This is a genomic window from Pseudomonas sp. MWU13-2105, from assembly GCF_023242315.1.
Lineage (GTDB): Bacteria > Pseudomonadota > Gammaproteobacteria > Pseudomonadales > Pseudomonadaceae > Aquipseudomonas.
In genome coordinates, this window is sequence record NZ_JALLIY010000013.1 from 167,149 (window position 1) to 189,194 (window position 22,046).

Here is a 22,046-nt window from a genome sequence, read left to right on the forward strand (position 1 = left end):
GAGAGCCATGAGCGTCGCAAGCCTGCACAGCGTTGACCAGCGTATCTGGTTGAGTGCCTACCTGCCGGGGGTTCCCGCCGATATCGAAAGCGAGATCGACCGTTATCCGTCGCTGCGCGAGGTATTTCTCGAGCATATGGAGAAGTACCGCGAGCGCGTGGCCTATGTCAGCATCGGGACTGAGATGGGCTACCTCGAGTGGGAGCGGCGCGCCTTTGCCTTCGCGGCCTGGTTGCAGTCCCGCGGGGTGAAGAAGGGCGATCGTGTCGCGCTGATGATGCCCAACTGCCTGCAATATCCGATCTGCCTGTTCGGCACCTTGCTGGTCGGCGCGGTGGTAGTCAACGTCAACCCGCTGTATACCGCCCATGAACTCCGCCACCTGCTCAAGGACAGCGGTGCCGAGACCGTGGTGATCTTCGAGAACTTCGCCCACACCCTGGAGCAGGCGTTGCCCGGCAGCGCGCTGAAAAACGTGGTGGTGGCGGCAATCGGTGACCTGGTGGGGACGTTCAAGGGCGCGGCCTTGAACTTCGTGCTGCGGCATGTGCAGAAACAGGTGCCGCGCTTCCATCTGCCGGGGGCGATCCGCTTTCCACGGCTGATGAAACAGGCCGCGACGATGCAGGCCAGGAAGGTCAAGCTGGCCCACGATGACATTGCCTTCCTGCAATACACCGGCGGCACCACGGGCGATGCCAAGGGCGCAATGCTCAGCCATCGCAATATCCTCGCCAACCTGATGCAGGCCAAGGCCTGGGTCGGCAATCAACTGGATGAGGGCCAGCAGGAAACCAATGTCACCCTGTTGCCGCTGTATCACGTGTTGTCGCTGACGGTGAACTGCCTGATGTTCATGTGCCTGGGGGGGCGCAATATCCTGATCGCCAACCCGCGTGATGTGAAGCGGGTGCAGATGATCCTGCGCAAGGAGAAGTTCAGCGGTATTGTCGGGGTCAATACCCTGTTCAACGGACTGCTGGAAAACCAGGCATTTCGCGCCCGGGACTTTTCCGATCTGAAACTGGCGATTGCCGGTGGCATGGCCACCCATACCGCCGTGGCCCGGCGCTGGAAAGAGGTGACCGGGGTGCCGATCATCGAAGGCTACGGGCTGACCGAGTGTTCGCCGGTAGTCAGCATCAGCCCCATCGACATCGCGCGGATGCGTGAGGGCGACTTCAGCGGGACCATCGGCGTACCTTTGCCCTCGACCTGGGTGCGCTTCGTGCGCGAAGACGGCGAGTTGGCCGAGCTTGGCGAGGAGGGCGAGTTGCAGGTCCGCGGCCCGCAGGTGATGAAAGGCTACTGGCAGCGGCCGGAGGAGACCGCCCAGGTGCTGGATCGGGCAGGGTGGCTATCGACCGGCGATATCGGGGTGATGAATGAACAGGGCTTCATTCGCCTGGTGGATCGCAAGAAGGACATGATCCTGGTCTCGGGCTTCAACGTGTACCCCAACGAAATCGAGGATGTGGTCGCCCTGCACCCCGCTGTCGCGGAAGTGGCGGCCATCGGCGTGGCCGATCAGGTGACCGGGGAGCGGGTGAAGATCGTCGTCGTGCGCAAGGATCCGGCCTTGACCGAGGAGCAGTTGCTGGCGCATTGCCGCGAGTACCTGACAGGCTACAAGGTGCCGCGGATTGTCGAGTTTCGTACCGAGGAACTGCCCAAGACCACCGTGGGTAAAGTACTCCGCCGCGCGTTGCGTGACCATTTGTCTCCTTAACAGGCGCTTTGCGGCGAATTTCTTGTTATAAACACACTCCGATACGTCTCCACGGGACGGGCGCCAGAGCGCCTGTGTGGGCGTATCGGACGTTTTTGCTGTCATTTCAGTTGCTGACTCGATAACTCGGCCTTAGACTGCCGCCCCTCGTAAATTGAGTGCCGGGTGGCGCTTGGAATGGACGGCGCCTTTCTGTGCATCCCCTCAGATGTTCAGAACGCTCCCTAATTCGCCTTAATGCACGTATTTTCTATAGAGAAATCAATGACAAAGGAAAAGTTGCTGGCCATGCCGGCGGACGACTACATGAACGCCGAGCAACTGGCTTTCTTTACCGAGCTGTTGCAAGCGATGAAAGTCGAAACCCACGAGCGTATCGAGCAGAACCGTATTGCCATCGAGAGTCTCGATACTCCGGCTGACCCGGCTGACGCCGCTTCCGTTGAAGAAGAACGCACCTGGCTGGTGAACGCCATCGATCGCGACCAGCGCATGCTGCCGCAGCTGGAACAGGCGCTGCTGCGCATCAACGACGACTCCTTTGGCTGGTGCGACGACAGCGGCGAGGCGATCGGCCTCAAGCGCCTGCTGATCAGCCCGACCACCAAGTACTGCATCGAAGCCCAGGAACGTCACGAGCAGATCGACAAGCATCAGCGCCAAGCCTGATCACAGTCCCTCGCGGGCGCCGGCCTGCCGGCGATCCGGATGACGCGGTGGCCCTGTCAAGCCGCGTCATCGCTCGTTGTCGGTAAAACCGTCTCCACACCCGCCCCACAGCGACTATCGTTGATGCGAACGCCCTACAACTAACGGACCATGGCTAATGGCCCCATAGTGGCGTTTAATGCAAAAAAACAACTAGAAGCTCACGGTGGGTAAGTACATGTCTGGAGAAGGAATTCTGCCTGGGGCGGTGTCCCATGGGGACGCGCAATCGAAACCGGCGCGACGCTGGCTTACACCGTTGATACAGAGCGTCGGATTGGCGCTGTTATTGTCCGCCATGGCCTTTGCCGGCTGGCCCCTGGGCGTTTGCCTGCCCCTGGCCCTGTTGCTGGTCTGGCTGCCACGTCTGCGCATGCGCCAGGCCCCGGCATTATCGGCGCTGAGCAGCGGCGATGCGCTGGGCCAATTGACCCGCGACCTCTCCCATACCACCAGTCATAACGCCCTGTCCGCCGCCGGAGTGGCCTTTTCAGTCAAGCAACTGGCCGGCAAGGTGCAGTCGCAGCTCAGTGCCGCCGCGCAGATTGTCGCCAGTGCCGAACGGGTGATCCACACCGAGCAGTCGACCTCGCTATTGAGCCAGCAGGCCCTCGGCTCGGCCAGTGAGGCACGCAGCAGCAGCGCCGAAGGGCATGCGGTGTTGGCCGAGTCCATCGGTCGCATGCACCGGCTCAGCCAGCAGGCCAATGCCAGTCGCGAGCTGATCGAGGCCCTGAGCCTGCGCAGCGAGGAGATCCAGCGGGTGACCCTGGTCATCCAGGCGATCGCCAGCCAGACCAACCTGCTGGCCCTCAACGCCGCGATCGAGGCGGCGCGCGCCGGCGAGCACGGTCGCGGCTTTGCCGTGGTGGCCGACGAAGTACGCGGGCTGGCCGGGCGTACCGCCACGGCCACCGATGAGGTCGGGGTCATGGTGGCCGATATCCAGCAACGCACCACCCAGGTCGTCGGACAGATTCGCCAATTGGCCCAGGATCTGGACGGCGGCGTGGAGCAGGTCGAGGATACCGGCCGGCATCTGGAAAATATCGCCGGCCTGGCCGCCAGTGTCGAGGCGCAGGTGGGCGAGATCGCCCGTGGCGCGCAGAGCAACCGCGAGCAACTCGAGAGTCTGTTCACGGCGGTGGAACAGATGCGTGGCGACCTGGCCGTCAGCGACCAGCAGACCCGCCACCTGACCCAGGCGGCGATCCAGATGGAAGGGCAGGCCGAGACCATCAGCCAGCGCTTGGCCGAGGTCGGCCTGGATGATTACCACCAGCGGGTCTACGACCTTGCCCGCGAAGGTGCCGGACAGATTGCCGCGCGGTTCGAGGCGGATATCGAGCAGAGCCGCATCAGTCTGGACGACCTGTTCGATCGTACTTACCTGCCGATCGCCAATACCTCGCCGGCGAAATACCAGACGCGTTTCGACCGTTACACCGATCAGGTCCTGCCGGCGATCCAGGAGCCCTTGCTGGCCCGCCACGAAGGCCTGGTGTTCGCTATTGCCTGTACGCCCCAGGGCTATGTGCCGACCCATAACCAGGCGTTCTGCCAGCCCCTGACGGGCGATCCGCAGCAGGACACGCTGCACAATCGGACCAAGCGCAAGTTCGATGACCGTACGGGGATCCGCTGCGGCAGTCACCAGCAGGCAGTGCTGTTGCAGACCTACACCCGCGACACGGGTGAGCTGATGCATGATCTGTCAGTGCCGATCATGGTCAAGGGCCGGCATTGGGGCGGGTTGCGCCTGGGTTATAAGCCGGAAGGCGCACCCAAAAAGGCTTGATGCTGTCCTCAAGGACGCCTTCGCCGCACTGCCGCGAAGGCGTCCGTTGAAACACCGCGGACCGTGGGTTGACTCAGGCCGAGGTATCGACCATCCCGGCCATCAGCTTTTCCGCCATGAACAGCGCGGTGCTGGTGCCGTTCAACGCGGCGCCGAGGGCGGCGACCTGGGCCTTGGCCGGTTGGACCGCGGCTTCGCGCGCCGAGGCATTGAGGTGATGGGCACTTTTGGTTGCGGCGAGCTGGGCGTTGGCCCTGCGCAGTTTCTGCTGTAGTTGCTCGATCTGCGCCTGGAGTTTCTTGACCCGCTCTTTCGCCGCTTTGCCATTACCCGTCAAACTGACGCCCAGCAGATTCGAGCCACTGTCTGCGCCCAGCAAGGGGTCAGATGCAAGACGACTGTTGGAACTGCCACTGTCTTCGCTTGAGGGCAGCAGGAAGGCGGACGGGATCAAGGAAGTATTCAAGTTGATCATCGGCGATACTCCGGGAATGACGCTTGCCAGTTTATCGACCGCCGAGGCATGTTCTGTAGCTGCGCCCGGGTGCTCCTGCAGGGTATTTGCGACAGACTGGACACATTCGAGTACTTTTTGTCTTGTAAGATGCTGCCCACGGGCAGTTTGATTGGCCCGAATGCCCCGACGTGTTCTAGAATCACTTCCAGTGCCCGGGGGCTGATTTCATCCAGGGCATTTTTTGCAATCTGCATGTCGGAAATTACTTTTTTTCAAGAAGGCCTTCCCTCGCAAACTCAGTTGCCGGTTTCCCATGATCGGTGCAATGCGGTGTTTTCCTTCAAGCGCTGATGACACTTCGCAGAAGTCATGGGACCTTGCATCCATTAGGCTTTCTGCGCACCGGTAAGCGTCGCCAGGCCGCGCGGGCAAACATCAGGGCTTTCTATCCGGTAACCGACGGCAGTGACCGATCGTTTTATGTTGCCTGACATTCGCCGGGCGGCTTCATTTTTCGAGTTTGAGGACTTTTCGTTGGCAGTCAGTAATCTGGATATGCATGCACTGTTTGTACTGGGTGATCTTCGGGCCAAGCTGGTCAAGCAGTTTCAATCGCGTTTTGTCTATATCACCGAACAAACCGCCGAAGGCATCTACATTGCCGAGATCGATACCGAAACCTCCCTGGTGGTCGATGACAAGCAGCGCCTGGAGCTGAAAGTCGGCGATCATTTCCGCGCCGCGGTATTGCCCAGCCGCGAAGGTGGCAAGTTGGACATCAAGTTTCGCGAGATCAAACTGACGGTCTATGGCCTGGGTGACTATGCCTATATCACCGTACCGGAAGGCCATGGCATTGTGTTCAAGGAAGGGCATACCGTGGTGATGGTGTTTGCCGCCCACGAACAATTGCAGGGCACCTTGAGCAAGACCCTCAAGGACGTGACCAAGAAGGCTGCCCGCTGGCGCAAGGGCGAACTGACGTTCAAGGCCAGCGAATAATGGACTCGAGCCGGGCCGAGTTCCATCGCCAGCACAGGCTGCAGGCCAGTGCCGAAGCCCTCCGGCTGTTCGAGCGCAAGGCCGAACTGCGGGGCGCCTGGCTCAACTGGGTCGCGGCGCAATTGTATGCCCTGGGGCCTGCCGAGTATGTCAGCATGGTCCGACGCGAATTGCAGCAGCTTCAGTCGCCAGGCACTCAATAATCGTGGGTGCATCAATCCGGGAACCTCTACTACAGTTCAGCTGACTGAATATTTCCGGGCTTTCGGATTTTTCGCCGATAGACGACCTGCGATTGAGGTAATTCCATGAAAGATTTTCGCGCGCTGCTCGCCAGCGCCCTGGCGCTACTCTGTGTCTACGTCTTGCCACTTCCGGTTCGGGCAGCTCCCCAGCCGATCCACTTTGCCGACCTGAACTGGGAAAGCGGTAGCCTGATCACCGACATCCTGCGCTATATCGTCGAAAAAGGTTACGGTCTGCCGACCGATATGCTGCCCGGTACCACCGTGACCCTGGAAACGGCCCTGGCCAAGAATGATATCCAGGTGATCGGCGAGGAGTGGGCCGGCCGCAGCCCTGTGTGGGTCAAGGCGGAAGCGGCGGGTGAGGTCGCGGCCATTGGCGATACGGTCAAGGGGGCCACCGAGGGCTGGTGGGTGCCCGAGTACGTGATCAAGGGCGATCCGGAGCGCGGCATCCAGCCCCTGGCGCCGGATCTGCATGGGGTCGCGGACCTGGCGCGTTACAAGGATGTCTTCCGCGACCCGGAGTCCCCGGATAAAGGACGTTTTCTCAACAGTCCGATCGGCTGGACCTCGGAAATCGTCAACCAGCAGAAGCTCAAGGCCTACGGCCTGAGCGACAGTTACGTGAATTTTCGCAGCGGCTCCGGAGCGGCGCTGGATGCGGAGATCACCTCGTCGATCCGGCGGGGCAAACCGATCCTGTTCTATTACTGGTCGCCGACGCCGCTGCTGGGCAAGTTCAAGCTGGTCCAGTTGCAGGAGCCGGCCTTTGACGCCGAAGCGTGGAAGACCCTGACCGACCCGGAAAATCCGGACCCCAAGCCGAGCCGTTCCCTGGCCTCGAAACTGAGCATTGGCGTCTCGACGCCGTTCAAGACGCAATACCCGCAGGTGCTGGCATTTTTTTCCAAGGTTGACCTGCCGATTGATGTATTGAACCAGGCACTGGCGAAAATGAGCGAGGAGCGTCTGCCTCCACGCAAGGTGACTGAGGCTTTCCTCAAGGAGCATCCTGAGGTCTGGAAGGCCTGGCTGCCCGTGGATGTGGCCAACAAGGTCGCTGCCAGCCTCAAATAACATTCAATTTGAAAAGTGCAGATTGTCTGCGGGTGCGGTGCTTTTGTGGCGCTGGAGTTTTTGCAGGCGTGGAGTTTTGGGTGGGGTTTTAGTGAGGTGGAGCTTTTGTGGGGCTAGTGAGGTGGGGCTTTTGTGGGAGCGGAGCTTGCCCGCGAAGGCAGCCTTGAGGCCGCTAAAAGCTTCGCGGGCAAGCTCCGCTCCCACAGGTTCAGCATCCCACAGGTTTACAGCTCGCCGACGTCAACCCAGCGCTGTTCCTTGGCCGCTCGGCGAATCGTCGTCGCCAGGCGTTCCACCTGCCAGGCCTCTTCGAAGTCGGTACCCGTCTGGCTGCGACCGGCCAGTGCCTCGATCAGCGCCTGGACTTCCAGGGTCTTGAGTTCGTTGTAACCCAACTGATGGCCGGCGGCGGGGCTGAAGGCCGCGTAACGCGGTAGATGCGGCCCGGCCAGCAAGCGCTGGAAACCGTTCTGGCCGGCGCGGCAGAGTTGCAGTTCGTTCAGGCGCTCCTGGTCGAAGGCCAGGGTGCCCCGGGTGCCGCTGATCTCGAAGCTCAGATGGTTTTTGTAGCCGTGCTTGAGCCAACTGCTGCTGAAAGTGCCCCGGGCGCCGCTGGCGAAGCGCAGCAGGGCGTGGACCTGGTCGTCGACGGCAATCCCGCGGGTCTCCAGGCTGCCGACAGTGGCCGGGCGCTGCGCATGGACGGTGCGGGTGTCGGCACACACGGCGGTGATATCGCCCAGCAGATAGCGGGCCATGGCCAGTAGATGGCTGCCCAGGTCGGCCAGGGCGCCGCCGGCATGCTGTGCTTCGCAGCGCCAGGACCAGGGCGAGGCCGGATCGGCCATGAAATCTTCGCTGAACTCACCTTGGAAACCGATGATCTCCCCCAGTTCGCCGCTCTGGATCAACTCACGGGCCAGGTCGATCATCGGGTTGTGCTGGTAGTTGTAACCCACGCGGGTGACCACGCCGGCCTGGCGGGCCGCGTCACGCATCCGCGTTGCCTGATCCAGGTCGACCGCCAGGGGTTTTTCGCAGTAGACCGCCTTGCCCGCCGCAAGGGCGGCCATGGCCATGGGGAAATGCAGGTGATTGGGCGTGGTGATGGCCACCACCCCGACCCGGGGATCGTCGATCAGTTGTTGCCAGTCGCCGTAGGCCCGTTCGAAGCCCCAGGCCTTGGCACAGGATTCGGCGCGCTGCGTGTCGGCATCCGCCAGCGCGACCAGGCGCAGCTTCAGCGGCAGTTCGAATACCGCGCTGGCATTGTGAAATGCCAGCGCGTGGGCACGGCCCATGAAGCCCGTGCCGATCAAGCCTATTCCCAACTCGTCCATCACCGCATCCTTTGATTGTTATTTTCAGGAAGGGCTATTTATAGAATTTAAATTCACTAAATTCAACAGATGGAATATTTATTTCGGCGTCAGGAAAGGAAACCACCGTCCACGTTCAGCGCCACGCCGGTGGTGTAGCTGGAGGCGTCGCTGGCCAGGTACAGCACGGCCCCGGCCATTTCGCTCGGCGTGGCGACGCGTTTGAGGGGGATTTGCTGCAGGGCGGTCTTGAGGATCGCTTCGTTGCCGACCAGCGCCGAGGCGAACTTGGTGTCGGTCAGGCCCGGGAGCAGGGCGTTGCAACGGATACCGAATTGCGCGCACTCCTTGGCGAAGACCTTGGTCATGTTGATCACGGCGGCCTTGGTCACCGAGTAGATGCCCTGGAAGATACCCGGGGAGATACCGTTGATCGAGGCCACGTTGATGATGCTGCCGCCGCCGTGTTCACGCATCAGCTTGCCGGCTTCCACCGACATGAAGAAGTAGCCGCGGATGTTCACGTCGACGGTTTTCTGGAACGCGCCGAGGTCGGTATCCAGCACGTTGCAGAACTGCGGGTTGGTGGCCGCGTTGTTGACCAGGATGTCCAGGCGTCCGAACTGCTCGCGGATACCGGCGAAGACCTGGCTGATCTGCTCCATTTCACCGATATGGCAGGCGATGGCGGTGGCTTTGCCGCCTTCGGCGATGATGGCATCGGCGACATGCTGGCAGCCTTCGAGCTTGCGGCTCGAGACGATCACATGGGCGCCTTGTTGGGCCAGCAGCTTGGCAATGGCTTCGCCGATACCGCGGCTGGCGCCGGAAACAAAGGCGATCTTGCCGTCGAGGTCGAACAACTGGGTCTTGGACATGGTGATTTTCCTTGTTGTAGGCGCGGTCAGAGGCTGGACGACTGGATGACCTTCAGGCTCATCTGCTCCAGCAGCTTGTTCATCTGAATGAACTGCGCGAAGCGTTTGTCCTGGGTCTGGCCGTGGAAGAAGCGGTAGTAGATCTGCTGCACGATGCCGGCCAGGCGGAACAGGCCGTAGGTGTAGTAGAAGTCAAAGTTGTCGATGGCGATGCCGGAGCGCTCGGCGTAGTAGTCGACGAACTGGCGACGGGTCAGCATGCCGGGGGCGTGGCTCGGCTGGCGGCGCATCAATTGCACCGGGGCCGGATCAGTGGCTTCGATCCAGTAGGCCAGGGTATTGCCCAGGTCCATCAGCGGGTTGCCGATGGTGGTCAGTTCCCAGTCGAGCACGCCAATGATCTGCATCGGATTCTTGGGGTCGAGGATCACATTGTCGAAGCGGTAGTCGTTGTGCACGATGCTCGAGGTCGGATGGTCGGCGGGCATCTTCTCGTTGAGCCAGGTCCTGACCGCTTCCCAGCTCGGCGCGTCAGGGGTCAGGGCTTTTTCGTAACGCTCGCTCCAGCCACGGATTTGCCGTTCGACGTAACCTTCGGGCTTGCCGAGGTCGGCCAGGCCGCAGGCGGTGTAGTCGACCTGATGCAGTTCCACCAGGCGGTCGATGAAGCTCTTGCACAGGGTTTCGGTCTGCGCGGCATCCAGGCCCAGCTCCGGTGGCAGGTCGGAACGCAGGATAATGCCCTCGACCCGCTGCATCACATAGAACTCGGCGCCGATCACCGACTCGTCGGTGCAGTGCACGTAGGCCTTGGGGCAGTACGGGAAACCGTCCTTGAGCTGGTTGAGGATGCGGAACTCGCGACCCATGTCGTGGGCGGACTTGGCCTTGTGCCCGAACGGCGGGCGACGCAGGACAAATTCCTGCTCCGGGTAGCGGATCAGATAGGTCAGGTTCGAGGCGCCACCGGGGAACTGGCTGATATCCGGCAGGCCGTGCAAGCCCGGAATATGTGCCTTGAGGTACGGATCGATCAAGCCGACATCCAGCTCTTCGCCGGCGCGGATACGGGTGGACTGGTCAGTAAGCGTCATGCTTATCCCTTCTGCTTATTCTGGAGGCCAGAGATTATTGACTAATCTAATGCTCGCCCTGTCTGCCTACAAGCGCGGCTCGCTGTTATAGGTCGGGGTGTTGCAGGATGATCAGCGTGCCTGATAGGCCAGCGCAGAGGGAAAGCGTTGCTTGGCAAGAGTGGGGGAATGGAAGTGTGCGGCGCTGTTCACTCAAGAACATTCAGGCTGAAAAGCGCCGGATAACCTTGTGGGAGCGGAGCTTGCCCGCGAAGCTCTTGGCGGCCTCAAGGGCCTCTTCGCGGCGGTGCGGCGATCCGACAAGCTCCGCACCCACATCAGGCGTGGCTGTTGCTGCTGTATCTTGCGGGCCTGGATCAGCCCGGGAACAGCTCGCTCAGCTTCATCGACAGCATCATGTCGCCTTCGACGCGCAGCTTGCCGCCCATGAATGCCTGCATGCCGTCGGTTTCGCCGCTGACGATGCCTTTCATGGTCTCGCCGTCGGTCACCAAGGTCACGTTGGCTTCCGGGTTCTCGCCTTCCTTCAGTTCGCAGGCGCCATCCTTGACGATCAGCGAGAAGTGCTGGGTTTCATCGATACGGAAACCGAAGATCACGTCCAGGCCGGTAGCGGCGGCTGGGTTGAACTTGGCTTTCATTGCTTCTACGACGTTGGCTACAGAGGTCATGCTTCGATCCTTTTATGGGTAAATACGGCGACGACCCCACAAGGGTCAGGGTTGGCCGGAACTTATCGGAAGGTGATCAGCTCCGGGGCCTTCAGCAGTTGCAGGTGCGTTTGACTGTTGAAGGAAGCCAGGGCGACCTCGCGTCCACGAAACTTCAGGTGGTTGAGCGAGGTGTTGACGATTTGCCAGTTCAGCTCGAAGGCTTCCCTGGCTGGAATTCGGGTGATCAGGTGGAGCAGGGCGGTGATGGTCCCTCCGGAAGTGAATACCGCGATTTTCTGGCGGTTGTCGGCCTGCTCGAGAATCCGCCGCAACCCGCCTTCGACCCGGGCGACAAAACCCAGCCAGCTTTCCAGCTCCGGGGTGTCATGGCGGCCACTGAGCCAGCGTTCGATGATCAGGGCGAACAGGCGCTGGAACTCGCCACGGTTTTGCGCGGCGTTGCGCAGGATGTGCAGGGCTTCGGGCTCCTCCGGCAGCAAGCCGGGCAGCAGTGCGCGAATCACCGCGTCGGCATCGAACTCGTTGAAGGCCGCATCGGTTTCCAGCCGCGGCACCAACAGGCCGGCGGCGTCGCACTGCCCAAGGGCGGTGAGCGCGGTATCCTGCTGGCGGCGCAGGTCGCCGGCCAGGCAGCGGTCGAAGCTCAGGCCCAGGTCGGCCAGGTGCTGGCCGAGGACCTCGGCCTGGCGGATGCCGATCGGCGAGAGCACGTCGTAGTCGTCCGCACCGAAGGAGGCCTGGCCATGTCGAATCAGATAGATGCTGCCCACGTCCGCGTCCTCCCGGTACGTTGAAGGTCTGGCGAGGTTATGGGGATGCCGGAAGCCTGTCAATAAATAAACATACGCTCGTTTGAAATGTTTGTTGGAGAAACAATTCAGGCGGTGCCACAACTGGTCGCAAGGTCGCCCCGACGGTATGCTTGATCGGTAGTGAGTCCCCACAGCCGGGGGCCGCCTGGTTTTGTAAGGAGTCACCGTGGAGTTTGTCGCCGAGTACGCAAGTTTTCTGGCTAAAACCGTAACCCTGGTCGTTGCGATCGTCGTGGTCCTGGTGACCGCGGCGGCGCTGCGCAGCAAAGGCCGGCGCCGGTCGGCGGGGCAGTTGCAGGTCAGCAAGCTCAACGATTTCTACAAGGGCCTGCGTGAGCGCCTGGAGCAGGGCGTGTTCGACAAGGACCAGCTCAAGTCCCTGCGCAAGCAGCAGGCCAAGGGCGAGAAAAAACACAAGAAGCAGCCGGAGAGCAAACCACGGGTATTCGTGCTGGATTTCGACGGCGACATCAAGGCTTCGGCCACTGAAAGCCTGCGTCATGAGATTACCGCGCTACTCAGCCTGGCCACGCCCAAGGATGAAGTGGTGTTGCGCCTGGAAAGTGGCGGCGGCATGGTCCACAGCTATGGCCTGGCCTCCTCGCAACTGGCGCGTCTCCGTCAGGCCGGTGTACCGCTGACCATCTGCATCGACAAGGTGGCGGCCAGCGGCGGCTACATGATGGCCTGCATCGGCGACAAGATCATCAGCGCGCCTTTCGCCTTTCTCGGTTCCATCGGCGTGGTGGCGCAGTTGCCCAACGTCAACAAGTTGCTGAAGAAGCACGATATCGATTTCGAAGTACTGACCGCCGGCGAGTACAAGCGTACGTTGACCGTGTTTGGCGAGAACACCGAAAAAGGTCGTGAGAAGTTTCAGCAGGATCTGGATATCACCCATCACCTGTTCAAGAACTTTGTCTCGCAATATCGCCCGCAACTGGCCATCGATGAAGTGGCCACCGGCGAAGTCTGGTTGGGGGTCGCGGCGCTGGACAAGCAGCTGGTCGACGAACTGAAAACCAGTGATGAATACCTGGCTGAACGCGCCAAGCATGCCGAGCTGTTCCACTTGCATTATGCCGAGCGCAAAAGCCTGCAGGAGCGTGTCGGGCTGGCTGCCGGCGCCTCGCTGGATCGTGTGCTGCTCAATTGGTGGAGCCGCTTGACCCAGCAACGTTTCTGGTAAATCTCCCGTCCGATGGCGGCTGTCGGTGTTCACCGGTGGACGCCATCACACCAGCTATAAATACGCCCCTCCCTTACCCGGTGATCAATAGGCTGGATCCTCTAATGGATGTCCAGGTTGATTGCCATGGAAGCACTGAAAAGCATTATTGAAAGTCCAGCGCCCGCCGAGGCAGGGATTCATTTTGGTACGGTCAGGGAGAAAATTCCGGATTGGCTGTACAAGGCCCCTGCGCCGATGCGTCTGTTACTGCGTGAGCGTCTATTGGCGCTGGAGACGGCGAAACATGCAGTTCGGCGAATTCTGGCGCAGTTGCAGGACATTCAGGGGTTCTGCAAGCCGCGGCTGGATCGGGCACTGGAAAAACACCTCAATGAGGAGCTGGATCTGCGGCATGCCCGGTTTGTCAGAGTCAATGCGACGTACCTGTCGAGTATTTTCGAGGACAAGCTCTACACCTTTGTTCATGCACAAAGCTTGCTGGAAGCCGCCCTGCAGAATTTCGAGGTCAGCGAGGCCGAGACGGGAGGGCTGAAGGGCAAGGCGATGGTCCAGTTCCCCGGCCGAAGCCCCGACCTCAACATGATACTCGCTCCAGAAACCTTTGCCGGGCTCTGTCGAGCACTGGATCTGGGCGCCTTGTATCAGGCGCATATCGACAGCGTCTTCAATCCCTCCAGTCAATTGCCCGGTCATCAATCATCGGTCAAGCAGCACTTTTTCGACTATGACAAACACGCGCTGGCGGTGGCCGCGGATATCGCCTATATGAAGGGGGAGATCACCCTGCCGACCTATGATTTGCTGGTGGAGCTGGTCAAGGGCAAGGTCCGGCCGAAACTCTCGGGAGAAGTGGTTCATTGCAGCCGGATGAGCATGTTCGATATCGAGTTGTACGGCTGGGTGGTCATCGGGGCAAATCTGGCGGAAGGCTCGGATTCGCCCTGCATTGCTTATATCCCCGCGGATCCACGCCGGCCATTGGCTCGATACAGTAGCTATACCTTCTTCGAGCACGACTTGACCCTGAAACTGCGGGACCTGTCCTACCAGCAGTTTTTCAGTCGTTTCGTCCCCGAGGAAGACCGACCGCGGTTTTTTCGCACCTTGAAAGCCAGGTTGTTGTCCCTGGAGCGAAAGTGGCCGCCCGTGCCGCCGTTCTTCCAATATATTCCGTTAAGTGAAGTGCCCATCAGCGGCAACCTGTTCGAGAGTTTTCATCAGCAGCGCTATCTCCAGATCAAGGCGCACGCACGGCAACTGGCGGTGCCCACTGCCGATGTCGATGCGCGGGTGCGCCAGGCGCGTCTGGACGCTTACCGCGAAGCCGGGCTGACGCTGCTGGCGCTGGCCTTGTCGTTCGTGCCGGTGGTCGGCGAAGTCATCCTGGCGGCGGCGGTGGTGCAATTGGTCGGTGAGGTCTATGACGGTTTGCAGGCCTGGCAACTCGGCGACAAGCACGAGGCCCTCGACTATCTGATGGATGTGGCTGAAAGCGTCGCCGAGCTCGCGGCCGGGGCCGCGGCGATGGCCAGCGGCAAGGTGCTGTTCCGCGCCCTGAAAGCCCCGGCCTCGGTCGATGCCCTGATCCCCGTCGAAGGTCCCCGGGGGCAGCGCCGCTTGTGGAAGGTCGATCTGACCCCCTATGAGCGTGACATCCGCCTGCCGGATGAGCTGGAGGCCAACGAAATCGGGCTCTACCCGTTCGAGGGCAACACCTATCTGCGGCTGGATGGAAAGCGTTATGCCGTGAGCTACGACAGTCGCCGCCTGCGATGGCAGATTGATCCTCCGGCGCCCGCGGTGTTTCACGCACCGCCCCTCAGGCACAACGGCCTGGGCAGTTGGAAAACGGTCTACGAGCAGGTGGCGCAGTGGCCCGCGGAGCAATTGTTCCGACATCTGGGTCAGCCCATGGCGGAGTTCGGCGAGCGGATGCGCCAGCATATCCATCAGCTCGGTGGCGCCCAGGAGAGTGCCTTGCGCCAGGCCCTGGTGGACAATCAGCCACCGCCCGCGTTGTTGCTCGATACCCTCAAGCGGTTCAGGATCGACCAGGCCATCAGCCATTTCATCGACGAGGTGCCTGGTCCCGCGTCCCGCACCCTGGAGCAGGGGGATCTACGCTTGCGGCTGCTGACGACGCTGCCCGGCTGGCCGGAAAATCGTGTTATCCAGGTGCTCAATGCCTTGGGGGAGGTGATGGAGGAGTACGGCCAGCGTACCTCCGAGCAGTTTTCATCGCTGCAGCTCATTGAGTCACAGCTCAGAAGCGCCGATCTGCTCAAGTTGTCGCTGAACATGTTGAGCGAGTCCGAACGTAACGCATTGTTGGGCGTGAGCCTGGTCGATGATGGCGAGCGCGTGCAGCGGTTGACGCGGCAACTCCGGCAATCGGCTGAAGAGCGGAAACAATGGTTGTTCGACACGTTGTATGCGGCCAGCGAGAAGACTGATGACGACCGGGTAAAGCGTATTCTCAAGATGTACCCCGGCCTGCCGAGAAGTGTCGCCGAGGAGTTGATCGCCCATGGCAGCAGCGCCGAACTGGAACTCTTGGGTGAACAGGTACCGCTACGCTTCTCGGAAGAAATCCGCTGGTACCTCAAGCAGGTGAAACTCAACCGCGTTTGTGAGAGCTGGTATTTATCCGCGCAAGACAGCGGGCAAGGCGATCGCCTGGCGCTGCATACCCTTGGGCAGTTGCCAGACTGGCCATCCACGGGGCTGCGCATCGAGCTGCGCAAGCAGCGCTTTCTCAGCCCGGCGATCGAGGCGCTGGGGGCTCCGGACGCCACCACGCTGCGGGTGCTGCTCAAGGAGGGGCGACGCTACAACGCGTTCAATCACGCAGGGGCGCGCTTGGGCGGCGCGGATAACATTTTTGATGCGCTGGTTGACGTGTTGCCGTCGCTCGGCAACCGTGACCTGGGGGCACGCTCCAAGGCGCCCGGTACCTGGCTGAAGGAGCGGATCGTCGAGCGGATTGTCCAGGATCCCTACGTCGCCCAGGAGATCCTTGGCCTGGCACCGCTAAACCGCCGGTTCAAACCGCCCATGCGCCTGGCTTCGGGGCGGATGGGCTACCCGCTGAGCGATGGCGCCCGGGACATTGGCTACACCGAGCGACTGACCCGGCGAGTGCGCCAACTGTATCCGGGTTTTTCCCCCGGGGAGGTGAGTGGTTTTCTCGCTTCGCTGAATCTATCCGAACCGGCTTGCCTGGTGGAACTCGAACGCCTGCGGGAAGAATATGAAAGCTTGTCCGCGACGCTGGACCATTGGGCGCAACGCCAGACCTGGCGAAGGCTGCGCGGCACCTTGCAGGTGGCACCGGTCGCGCCCGACAACAAACAGCGGGTGGTGGATGCGATCCTCGCCTGCTGGAGAAAACAATCCAGTCGCAACCTGTTGGGTGGCAAGTACTTCTACGAGCTGGACCTGCTCGGTATGCGGATCGGCGACCTGCCGCCGATCCGCGCCGATTTCAGCCATGTCGGCTTTCTGTTCATGAACGACATGGCGGTGGCCAGCACCGAGGTTTCGTTCCTGGCCCACTTCAAGCAGCTACGCTGGTTGTCCCTGGGTTTCAACCATTTGAGCAGCCTGCCAGCAGAGCTTGAGCAGATGTCCGAACTGATGCATCTGCACCTGCCGGGCAACCAGATTGTGATGAATACCCAGGCCACCGGGGTGCTGGCCCGACTGACCCGGCTCAAGTTCCTGAATTTATCGGATAACCCGCTGTTCCTGCCTCCGGATGTCAGCCGGATGAACGATCTTGAGCATCTGCTGCTGCGCCGTACCAACATTGACCGCTGGCCCGAGGGGGTGTCGGGGTTGCGTAACCTGCAACGGGTGGACCTGCGCAACAACCGGATCTCGACGATTCCCGAGTCGGTCTACAGCGGGCCGCCCAGCATCAACCGAGTCACCCACCTGCACGACAACCCGGGGCTGTCCGCCGAGGGTATGCAGCGACTGCAGCGCTACGAGCGGGAAACCGGGATCAACTTCGGCATCGATACACTGAATCGGCGACGGCTTCATGCGCCGCGTCGAACGGAGTCGCTGCAGGAGTGCGATCACTGGATCGAGGCCATCCCCAGCGAACAGCGAGCGCAGAAAGAGCAGCAATGGAAACTGTTGTATCACCAGCAAGGCTCCGAGGATTTTTTCAAGCTGCTGGGGGACTTGAGTGTCACCGCCGAGTATCGCGAGGCTCGCTCGGATTTGAGCTCACGGGTCTGGGAAGTACTGGATGCCGTCAGCCAATACCAGGACCTGCGCGAAGAGCTGTTTGTCTCGGCGTCCCATCCGCAGACCTGCTCCGATGGCGCGGAACTGATCTTCAGTGACATGGAGGTCAAGGTTCTGGTCAACCAGGCCAAGTCAATGGCGGCCGGCACGGCGGCCACCACTGAGCTCAACCTGCTGAAGCTGACCCGTGGGCTGTGGCGTCTCGATGAGGTCGAGGCCCTGGCGCAGAAAGAGATCGGCGCGCGGCTGAAGCTGCTCAATGCGCCGCGAGTCGACCCGGTGGAGGTCAGGCTGGCCTATCGCATCGGCCTGACCGAACGCCTGCAGTTACCGGGACAGCCCCGGCACATGACGTTCAGTGAGTTGGCCCGGGTGACGCAGGCGCACCTGGATACGGCTTATGCCGGGGTGATTGCCCGGGAGAAGGCCTCGGCGTACCCGCGGGCCCTGGCCAGCCGCGAGTTCTGGGCCAGTTATCTGAAGGACAATTATCCTGCGCGCTTCAAGTCCATCGACGCGCAGTATCAAGCTGTCGTATCGGCATTGGACGCCCGGCGTACCAGCAACCGTGATCCGCATTGGCATGAATTCATCGATATCGAACTGGAAGCGCAGATGGGGGAGCAGCTCAAGGATTGGCGGGAAGCGCAGGCGCACGAGCTTGAGGCCTTGACCCGAGAGATACTGGAGAGAATTCCAGAGGCGGAGCTGGGGCTTTGAACCGAGACCCGGGCGCGCGATGCGCCCGGACCGGCGGGATTCAGCGGCGACGGAACAGCGGCAGCGGTTCGTCGGTGGCGGCCTGATAGGTCACCGAGAAGTCCTTGAGGCTTTCCAGCGCTTCGTAGGGGTCTTTGTCCGCACGCAGGGCGTAGGCGTCGAAACCGCAGCGGTGCAAGTAGAACAACTGGTCGCGCAGCACGTCGCCGATTGCCCGCAATTCGCCCTTGTAGCCGTAACGGTCACGCAGCAGGCGGGCATTGGAGTAGTTGCGACCGTCGGTGAAGGCCGGGAAATTCAGGGCGATGACTTGGAAGTGCTGCACGTCATCGCCGATTTCCTCGGCTTCTTCATCGGCGTCCAGCCACACGCCCAGGCCGCCATCGCGGGCCTTGAGGGCGTGGGCGTGCTCGCGCCACAGGGCCAGCGGCACGATCAGGTCGTCGCAGTTGGAGATGCCGTCGAAGGACGCGTCCTTGGGCAGCAAGTGCCAGGTTTCGTCGATGACGGCGTTGTTCTTAATGATTCGCTGCATAGACGCGCTCCTTGAAGGGGTCGATACCGATACGCTGGTAAGTGTCGATGAAGCGTTCGTCTTCGGTACGTTTTTCCACGTAGACGTCGATCAGTTTCTCGATCACATCGGGCATGGCGTCCTGGGCGAAGGACGGGCCGAGGATCTTGCCCAGGCTGGCGTCACGGCTGGCGCTGCCACCGAGGGATACCTGATAGAACTCTTCGCCTTTCTTGTCCACCCCGAGAATGCCGATATGGCCGACGTGGTGGTGACCGCAGGCGTTCATGCAACCGGAAATGTTCAGGTCCAGCTCGCCGATATCGAACAGGTAGTCGAGATCGTCGAAGCGGCGCTGGATCGATTCGGCGATCGGGATCGACTTGGCGTTGGCCAGGGAGCAGAAGTCGCCACCCGGGCAGCAGATGATATCGGTCAGCAGGCCGATGTTCGGCGTGGCGAAGCCGTTCTCGCGCAGTTCGCCCCAAAGGCTGAACAGCTGGCTCTGTTCCACGTCGGCGAGAATGATGTTCTGCTCGTGGGATGTGCGCAGCTGGCCGAAGCTGTAGCGATCAGCCAGGTCGGCGATGGCATCGAACTGCTTGTCGGTCACGTCGCCCGGGGCTACGCCGGTGGGCTTGAGGGACAAGGTCACGGCCACGTAGCCAGGCTTTTTGTGGGCCAGGGTGTTACGGCTGCGCCAGCGGGCGAAGCCTGGGTGCTGTTGGTCCAGCTCGGCCAGTTCGGCGACCTGGTTGCTCAGCGTCTTGTAGTCCGGATCGACGAAGTGCTTGGCGACGCGATGGACTTCAGCCTCGGTGAGGGTGGTCTGGCCACCGCGCAGGTGAACCATTTCCGCGTCGACTTTGTCGGCGAAGACTTCCGGGGTCAAGGCCTTGACCAGAATCTTGATCCGCGCCTTGTACTTGTTGTCGCGACGGCCATAGCGGTTGTAGACCCGCAGGATGGCATCGAGGTAGCTCAACAGGTCCTGCCACGGCAGGAACTCGTTGATAAAGGCGCCGACCACCGGGGTCCGGCCCAGGCCACCACCGACCAGGACCCGGAAGCCCAGTTCGCCGGCGGCGTTATGCACCGGCTCCAGGCCGATGTCGTGGACTTCGATGGCCGCGCGGTCGGAGGTCGAGCCATTGATCGCGATCTTGAACTTACGCGGCAGATAGGCGAATTCCGGGTGGAAGGTGGTCCACTGACGGACGATCTCGCACCATGGGCGCGGATCGACCAACTCGTCGGCGGCCACGCCGGCGAACTGGTCGGTGGTGACGTTGCGCAGGCAGTTGCCGCTGGTCTGGATCGCGTGCATCTGCACGGTGGCCAGCTCGGCGAGAATCTCCGGCACGTCTTCCAGCGCCGGCCAGTTGAACTGGATGTTCTGCCGGGTGCTGACGTGGGCGTAGCCCTTGTCATAGTCGCGGGCGATCCGCGCCAGCATTCGCGCCTGGCGCGAAGTCAGCTGGCCGTAAGGTACGGCAACCCGCAGCATCGGGGCGAAACGCTGGACATACAGGCCATTTTGCAGGCGCAGCGGGCGGAACTCTTCTTCGCTCAGCTCACCGGCCAGATAGCGTCGGGTCTGATCACGGAACTGCTTGACGCGGTCCTCGATGATCCGCTGATCGTACTCGTCGTATACGTACATATAGATCCTGTTCTCAGGCTTCATAAATACCCCGGGTGCTCCAGGCCCCCGGCGTATCTCAACAATTCTGCGCGCACGGCCGCGCACTCCAGACGGAGCCGGCGCACGATAGCAGTTTGCAGTTATGCGTAAAAGTGATGTTTGAGTATATGCACAGAACCAAAACGACTAACGTGCGTCGACGAGCCATAACCCTATTTGTGGTATGGGCAAATCTCTACTTAACTATCAGCGAGTTTGCAGCAATCACCGATAAAACCGACAAGAGGCGATGCGATGAGCAATCCAGTCAAAGCAAGGAAAAGCGACAGTACGGTCGATGCCTGGGCGATCCTGTTCCTGATCATCCTGGTGGTGGCCACCGCTGTATTCTGGGTCAGCCACAAGTAAGGCAGGCAATTTTGATGCACAATCTGCCGTAACGGCAGGGGCGAGCTTGCTCGCCCCTGTATTCCAGGGGAGGGCGCTCGCTCGAGTCCGAAGTCGTTCTTGATTGCGAAAAAAGTTGTCGAGCAGTTTTGACAACTTGCCGAGAGGGGGGGGCAGGCATTTTGTCTGTATCATACGCCGCTATTTTCCGGGGCGCGCTGACATGCTGAAGACTCTCTGCAAGGTGCTGCTGATCCTGAGCCTGCCGTTCTGGGCGACGGCCCAGGCCACGACAGTGGTGTTTCTCAATCCGGGTTATTCCACGGAGCCATTCTGGGTCAGTTATGCGCACTTCATGCAGGCGGCCGCACGCAACCTTGGTATGGAGCTGGAGGTGCGCTATGGCGAGCGCAACCCGCAAACCAGTCTCGCCCAGGCCTACGAAACCCTGCAAGCCGCGCATCCTCCCGATTACCTGCTATTGGTCAATGAACAATCCGTGGCCCCGCAAATCCTGCGGATGGCCGAGGGGCGTGGGGTGAAGCTGTTTATTGTCAACAACCGGCTGACGGCTGAGCAGAGCGAGCGGCTCGGTGACATGCCGCAGCTGCTGGGTAGCATGGTACAGAACGACGAACAGGGCGGTTACCTGATGCTCAAGGAACTGATCCGGCAACGCTCGTTGCAGGCGCCGGGCCAGCCCATCGACCTGTTGGCCTTTTCCGGGATGAAACTGACCCCGGCCTCGCAGTTGCGCGAGCAAGGCCTGCGTCGGGCCCTGGCGGAATCCCCGCAGGTTCACCTGCGACAGCTGGTCTACGGCGAGTGGAGCCGCGAGCGTGCCTTTGACCAGGCCGAGCAAATGATTCGGCGTTATCCGCAGGCGTCACTGGTCTGGGCCGCCAACGATGAAATGGCCCTGGGGGCCATGGCCGCCTTCGAAAAGGCTGGGCGCCGCCCCGGACAGGACGTCCTGTTCAGTGCCGTCAACAGCTCCCCGGAGATTCTCCGGGCGCGTATCGACGGGCGCTTGAGCGTGCTGGTGGCCGGGCATTTCGCCCTGGGCGGCTGGGCGATGGTGTTGCTGCATGATCATGCCGGCGGCATCGACTTCACTCGCTACGGTGGTCGCGAGCGGCAGATCCAGGCGCTGGAGCTGATCGACAAGAGCCAGGCCGCGAAACTGCTGAAGTACAGTGCCAGCGAGGATTACCGCGTCGACTTCAAGGCCCTGAGCGCCAAGGGCAAGCCGGACAGCTATCGCTATCCGTTTTCCCTGAAGACCGTACTGCCCTGAGACGGGCTCAGACTCCGGCGAAGTGCAGCACCAGCTTGACGACCCCGTAAAGCGCCAGGCCGAAGATCGCGGTGAACAGGATGCCGATCATCACGAAATGGCTCGGTTTGCCGTGGGTGAAGTCGCGGGCGCGGTTTTTCCCGCTTTGCACGCCAAAGGCGGCCGCCATCACACTGTGCAGCATCTGCCAGAAGGTCGGCGGCTTGTTGTCGGTCGGATCGTCCATGGGGCCTCCACA

At 61.3% G+C, this 22,046-nt stretch carries 18 protein-coding genes; 9 read left to right on the top strand and 9 right to left on the bottom strand.

Features of this window, described 5'->3' with window-relative positions:
- Nucleotides 1-7 precede the first annotated feature (7 nt).
- The 3 genes from M5B96_RS20170 to M5B96_RS20180 all read left to right on the top strand — a co-directional run bounded on the left by M5B96_RS20170 (nt 8) and on the right by M5B96_RS20180 (nt 4,235).
- On the top strand, nt 8-1,729 hold the full coding sequence (locus M5B96_RS20170) for an AMP-binding protein (RefSeq protein ID WP_248798622.1): 1,722 nt from the start codon (nt 8-10) through the stop codon (nt 1,727-1,729).
- A gap of 264 nt (nt 1,730-1,993) precedes the next feature.
- Nucleotides 1,994-2,398, top strand: coding sequence for a TraR/DksA family transcriptional regulator (locus M5B96_RS20175; protein WP_100943636.1), 405 nt, complete (start codon nt 1,994-1,996; stop codon nt 2,396-2,398).
- Nucleotides 2,399-2,810: 412 nt separating this feature from the next.
- Complete coding sequence (locus M5B96_RS20180; RefSeq protein WP_412548629.1) at nt 2,811-4,235, top strand: methyl-accepting chemotaxis protein; 1,425 nt, start codon at nt 2,811-2,813, stop codon at nt 4,233-4,235.
- Between the two features lie 73 nt (nt 4,236-4,308).
- On the opposite strand, the gene M5B96_RS20185 is transcribed toward M5B96_RS20180, so the two are convergent.
- Entirely contained in the window at nt 4,309-4,710 is a 402-nt protein-coding gene (locus M5B96_RS20185) for a hypothetical protein (protein WP_248798624.1), read from the bottom strand.
- A 516-nt stretch (nt 4,711-5,226) separates the two neighbouring features.
- Between M5B96_RS20185 and M5B96_RS20190 the strand changes: the two genes are divergently transcribed.
- The 3 genes from M5B96_RS20190 (at nt 5,227) to M5B96_RS20200 (ending at nt 7,019) form a co-directional block, all read left to right on the top strand.
- Nucleotides 5,227-5,694, top strand: a complete 468-nt coding sequence (locus M5B96_RS20190; protein ID WP_248798626.1) for a hypothetical protein — start codon at nt 5,227-5,229, stop codon at nt 5,692-5,694.
- On the top strand, nt 5,694-5,897 hold the full coding sequence (locus tag M5B96_RS20195; RefSeq protein WP_248798628.1) for a hypothetical protein: 204 nt from the start codon (nt 5,694-5,696) through the stop codon (nt 5,895-5,897). Before M5B96_RS20190 ends, M5B96_RS20195 begins: the two co-directional genes overlap by 1 nt.
- A gap of 105 nt (nt 5,898-6,002) precedes the next feature.
- Complete coding sequence (locus M5B96_RS20200; protein ID WP_248798630.1) at nt 6,003-7,019, top strand: ABC transporter substrate-binding protein; 1,017 nt, start codon at nt 6,003-6,005, stop codon at nt 7,017-7,019.
- Nucleotides 7,020-7,243: 224 nt separating this feature from the next.
- Here the strand turns inward: M5B96_RS20200 and M5B96_RS20205 are convergent, their stop codons facing one another.
- From M5B96_RS20205 to M5B96_RS20225, 5 genes are all read right to left on the bottom strand, one after another.
- The gene (locus M5B96_RS20205; protein WP_248798632.1) at nt 7,244-8,359 is read right to left on the bottom strand and encodes a Gfo/Idh/MocA family protein; all 1,116 of its coding nucleotides are present in this window, start codon (nt 8,357-8,359) and stop codon (nt 7,244-7,246) included.
- 89 nt (nt 8,360-8,448) lie between these two features.
- Nucleotides 8,449-9,216, bottom strand: a complete 768-nt coding sequence (locus M5B96_RS20210) for an SDR family oxidoreductase (protein ID WP_248798634.1) — start codon at nt 9,214-9,216, stop codon at nt 8,449-8,451.
- A 26-nt stretch (nt 9,217-9,242) separates the two neighbouring features.
- Nucleotides 9,243-10,310: a phosphotransferase family protein gene (locus M5B96_RS20215; RefSeq protein ID WP_248798636.1), complete on the bottom strand. Its 1,068-nt coding sequence runs from the start codon at nt 10,308-10,310 to the stop codon at nt 9,243-9,245.
- 356 nt (nt 10,311-10,666) lie between these two features.
- Nucleotides 10,667-10,981, bottom strand: coding sequence for an SCP2 sterol-binding domain-containing protein (locus M5B96_RS20220; protein ID WP_248798638.1), 315 nt, complete (start codon nt 10,979-10,981; stop codon nt 10,667-10,669).
- A 62-nt stretch (nt 10,982-11,043) separates the two neighbouring features.
- Nucleotides 11,044-11,754, bottom strand: a complete 711-nt coding sequence (locus M5B96_RS20225; protein WP_248798640.1) for a histidine phosphatase family protein — start codon at nt 11,752-11,754, stop codon at nt 11,044-11,046.
- Between the two features lie 208 nt (nt 11,755-11,962).
- Between M5B96_RS20225 and sohB the strand changes: the two genes are divergently transcribed.
- Both sohB and M5B96_RS20235 read left to right on the top strand, forming a co-directional pair.
- A complete protein-coding gene (gene sohB, locus M5B96_RS20230) occupies nt 11,963-12,985 on the top strand; it encodes a protease SohB (protein ID WP_248798641.1) in 1,023 nt (340 codons plus the stop codon).
- A gap of 126 nt (nt 12,986-13,111) precedes the next feature.
- Nucleotides 13,112-17,965 (top strand): NEL-type E3 ubiquitin ligase domain-containing protein, encoded by a 4,854-nt coding sequence (locus M5B96_RS20235; protein WP_248798643.1) that lies wholly within the window; start codon nt 13,112-13,114, stop codon nt 17,963-17,965.
- Between the two features lie 40 nt (nt 17,966-18,005).
- Here M5B96_RS20235 and M5B96_RS20240 read toward each other — a convergent pair whose 3' ends face one another.
- Together M5B96_RS20240 and M5B96_RS20245 are read right to left on the bottom strand one after the other, a co-directional pair.
- The gene (locus M5B96_RS20240; protein WP_100943648.1) at nt 18,006-18,500 is read right to left on the bottom strand and encodes a DUF934 domain-containing protein; all 495 of its coding nucleotides are present in this window, start codon (nt 18,498-18,500) and stop codon (nt 18,006-18,008) included.
- Entirely contained in the window at nt 18,484-20,142 is a 1,659-nt protein-coding gene (locus M5B96_RS20245; RefSeq protein ID WP_248798645.1) for a nitrite/sulfite reductase, read from the bottom strand. The genes M5B96_RS20240 and M5B96_RS20245 overlap by 17 nt, the downstream gene beginning before the upstream one ends.
- A 592-nt stretch (nt 20,143-20,734) precedes the next feature.
- Between M5B96_RS20245 and M5B96_RS20250 the strand changes: the two genes are divergently transcribed.
- On the top strand, nt 20,735-21,808 hold the full coding sequence (locus tag M5B96_RS20250) for an ABC transporter substrate-binding protein (protein WP_248798647.1): 1,074 nt from the start codon (nt 20,735-20,737) through the stop codon (nt 21,806-21,808).
- Between the two features lie 7 nt (nt 21,809-21,815).
- On the opposite strand, the gene M5B96_RS20255 is transcribed toward M5B96_RS20250, so the two are convergent.
- Entirely contained in the window at nt 21,816-22,034 is a 219-nt protein-coding gene (locus M5B96_RS20255; RefSeq protein ID WP_248798648.1) for a DUF2970 domain-containing protein, read from the bottom strand.
- Nucleotides 22,035-22,046: the final 12 nt, after the last annotated feature.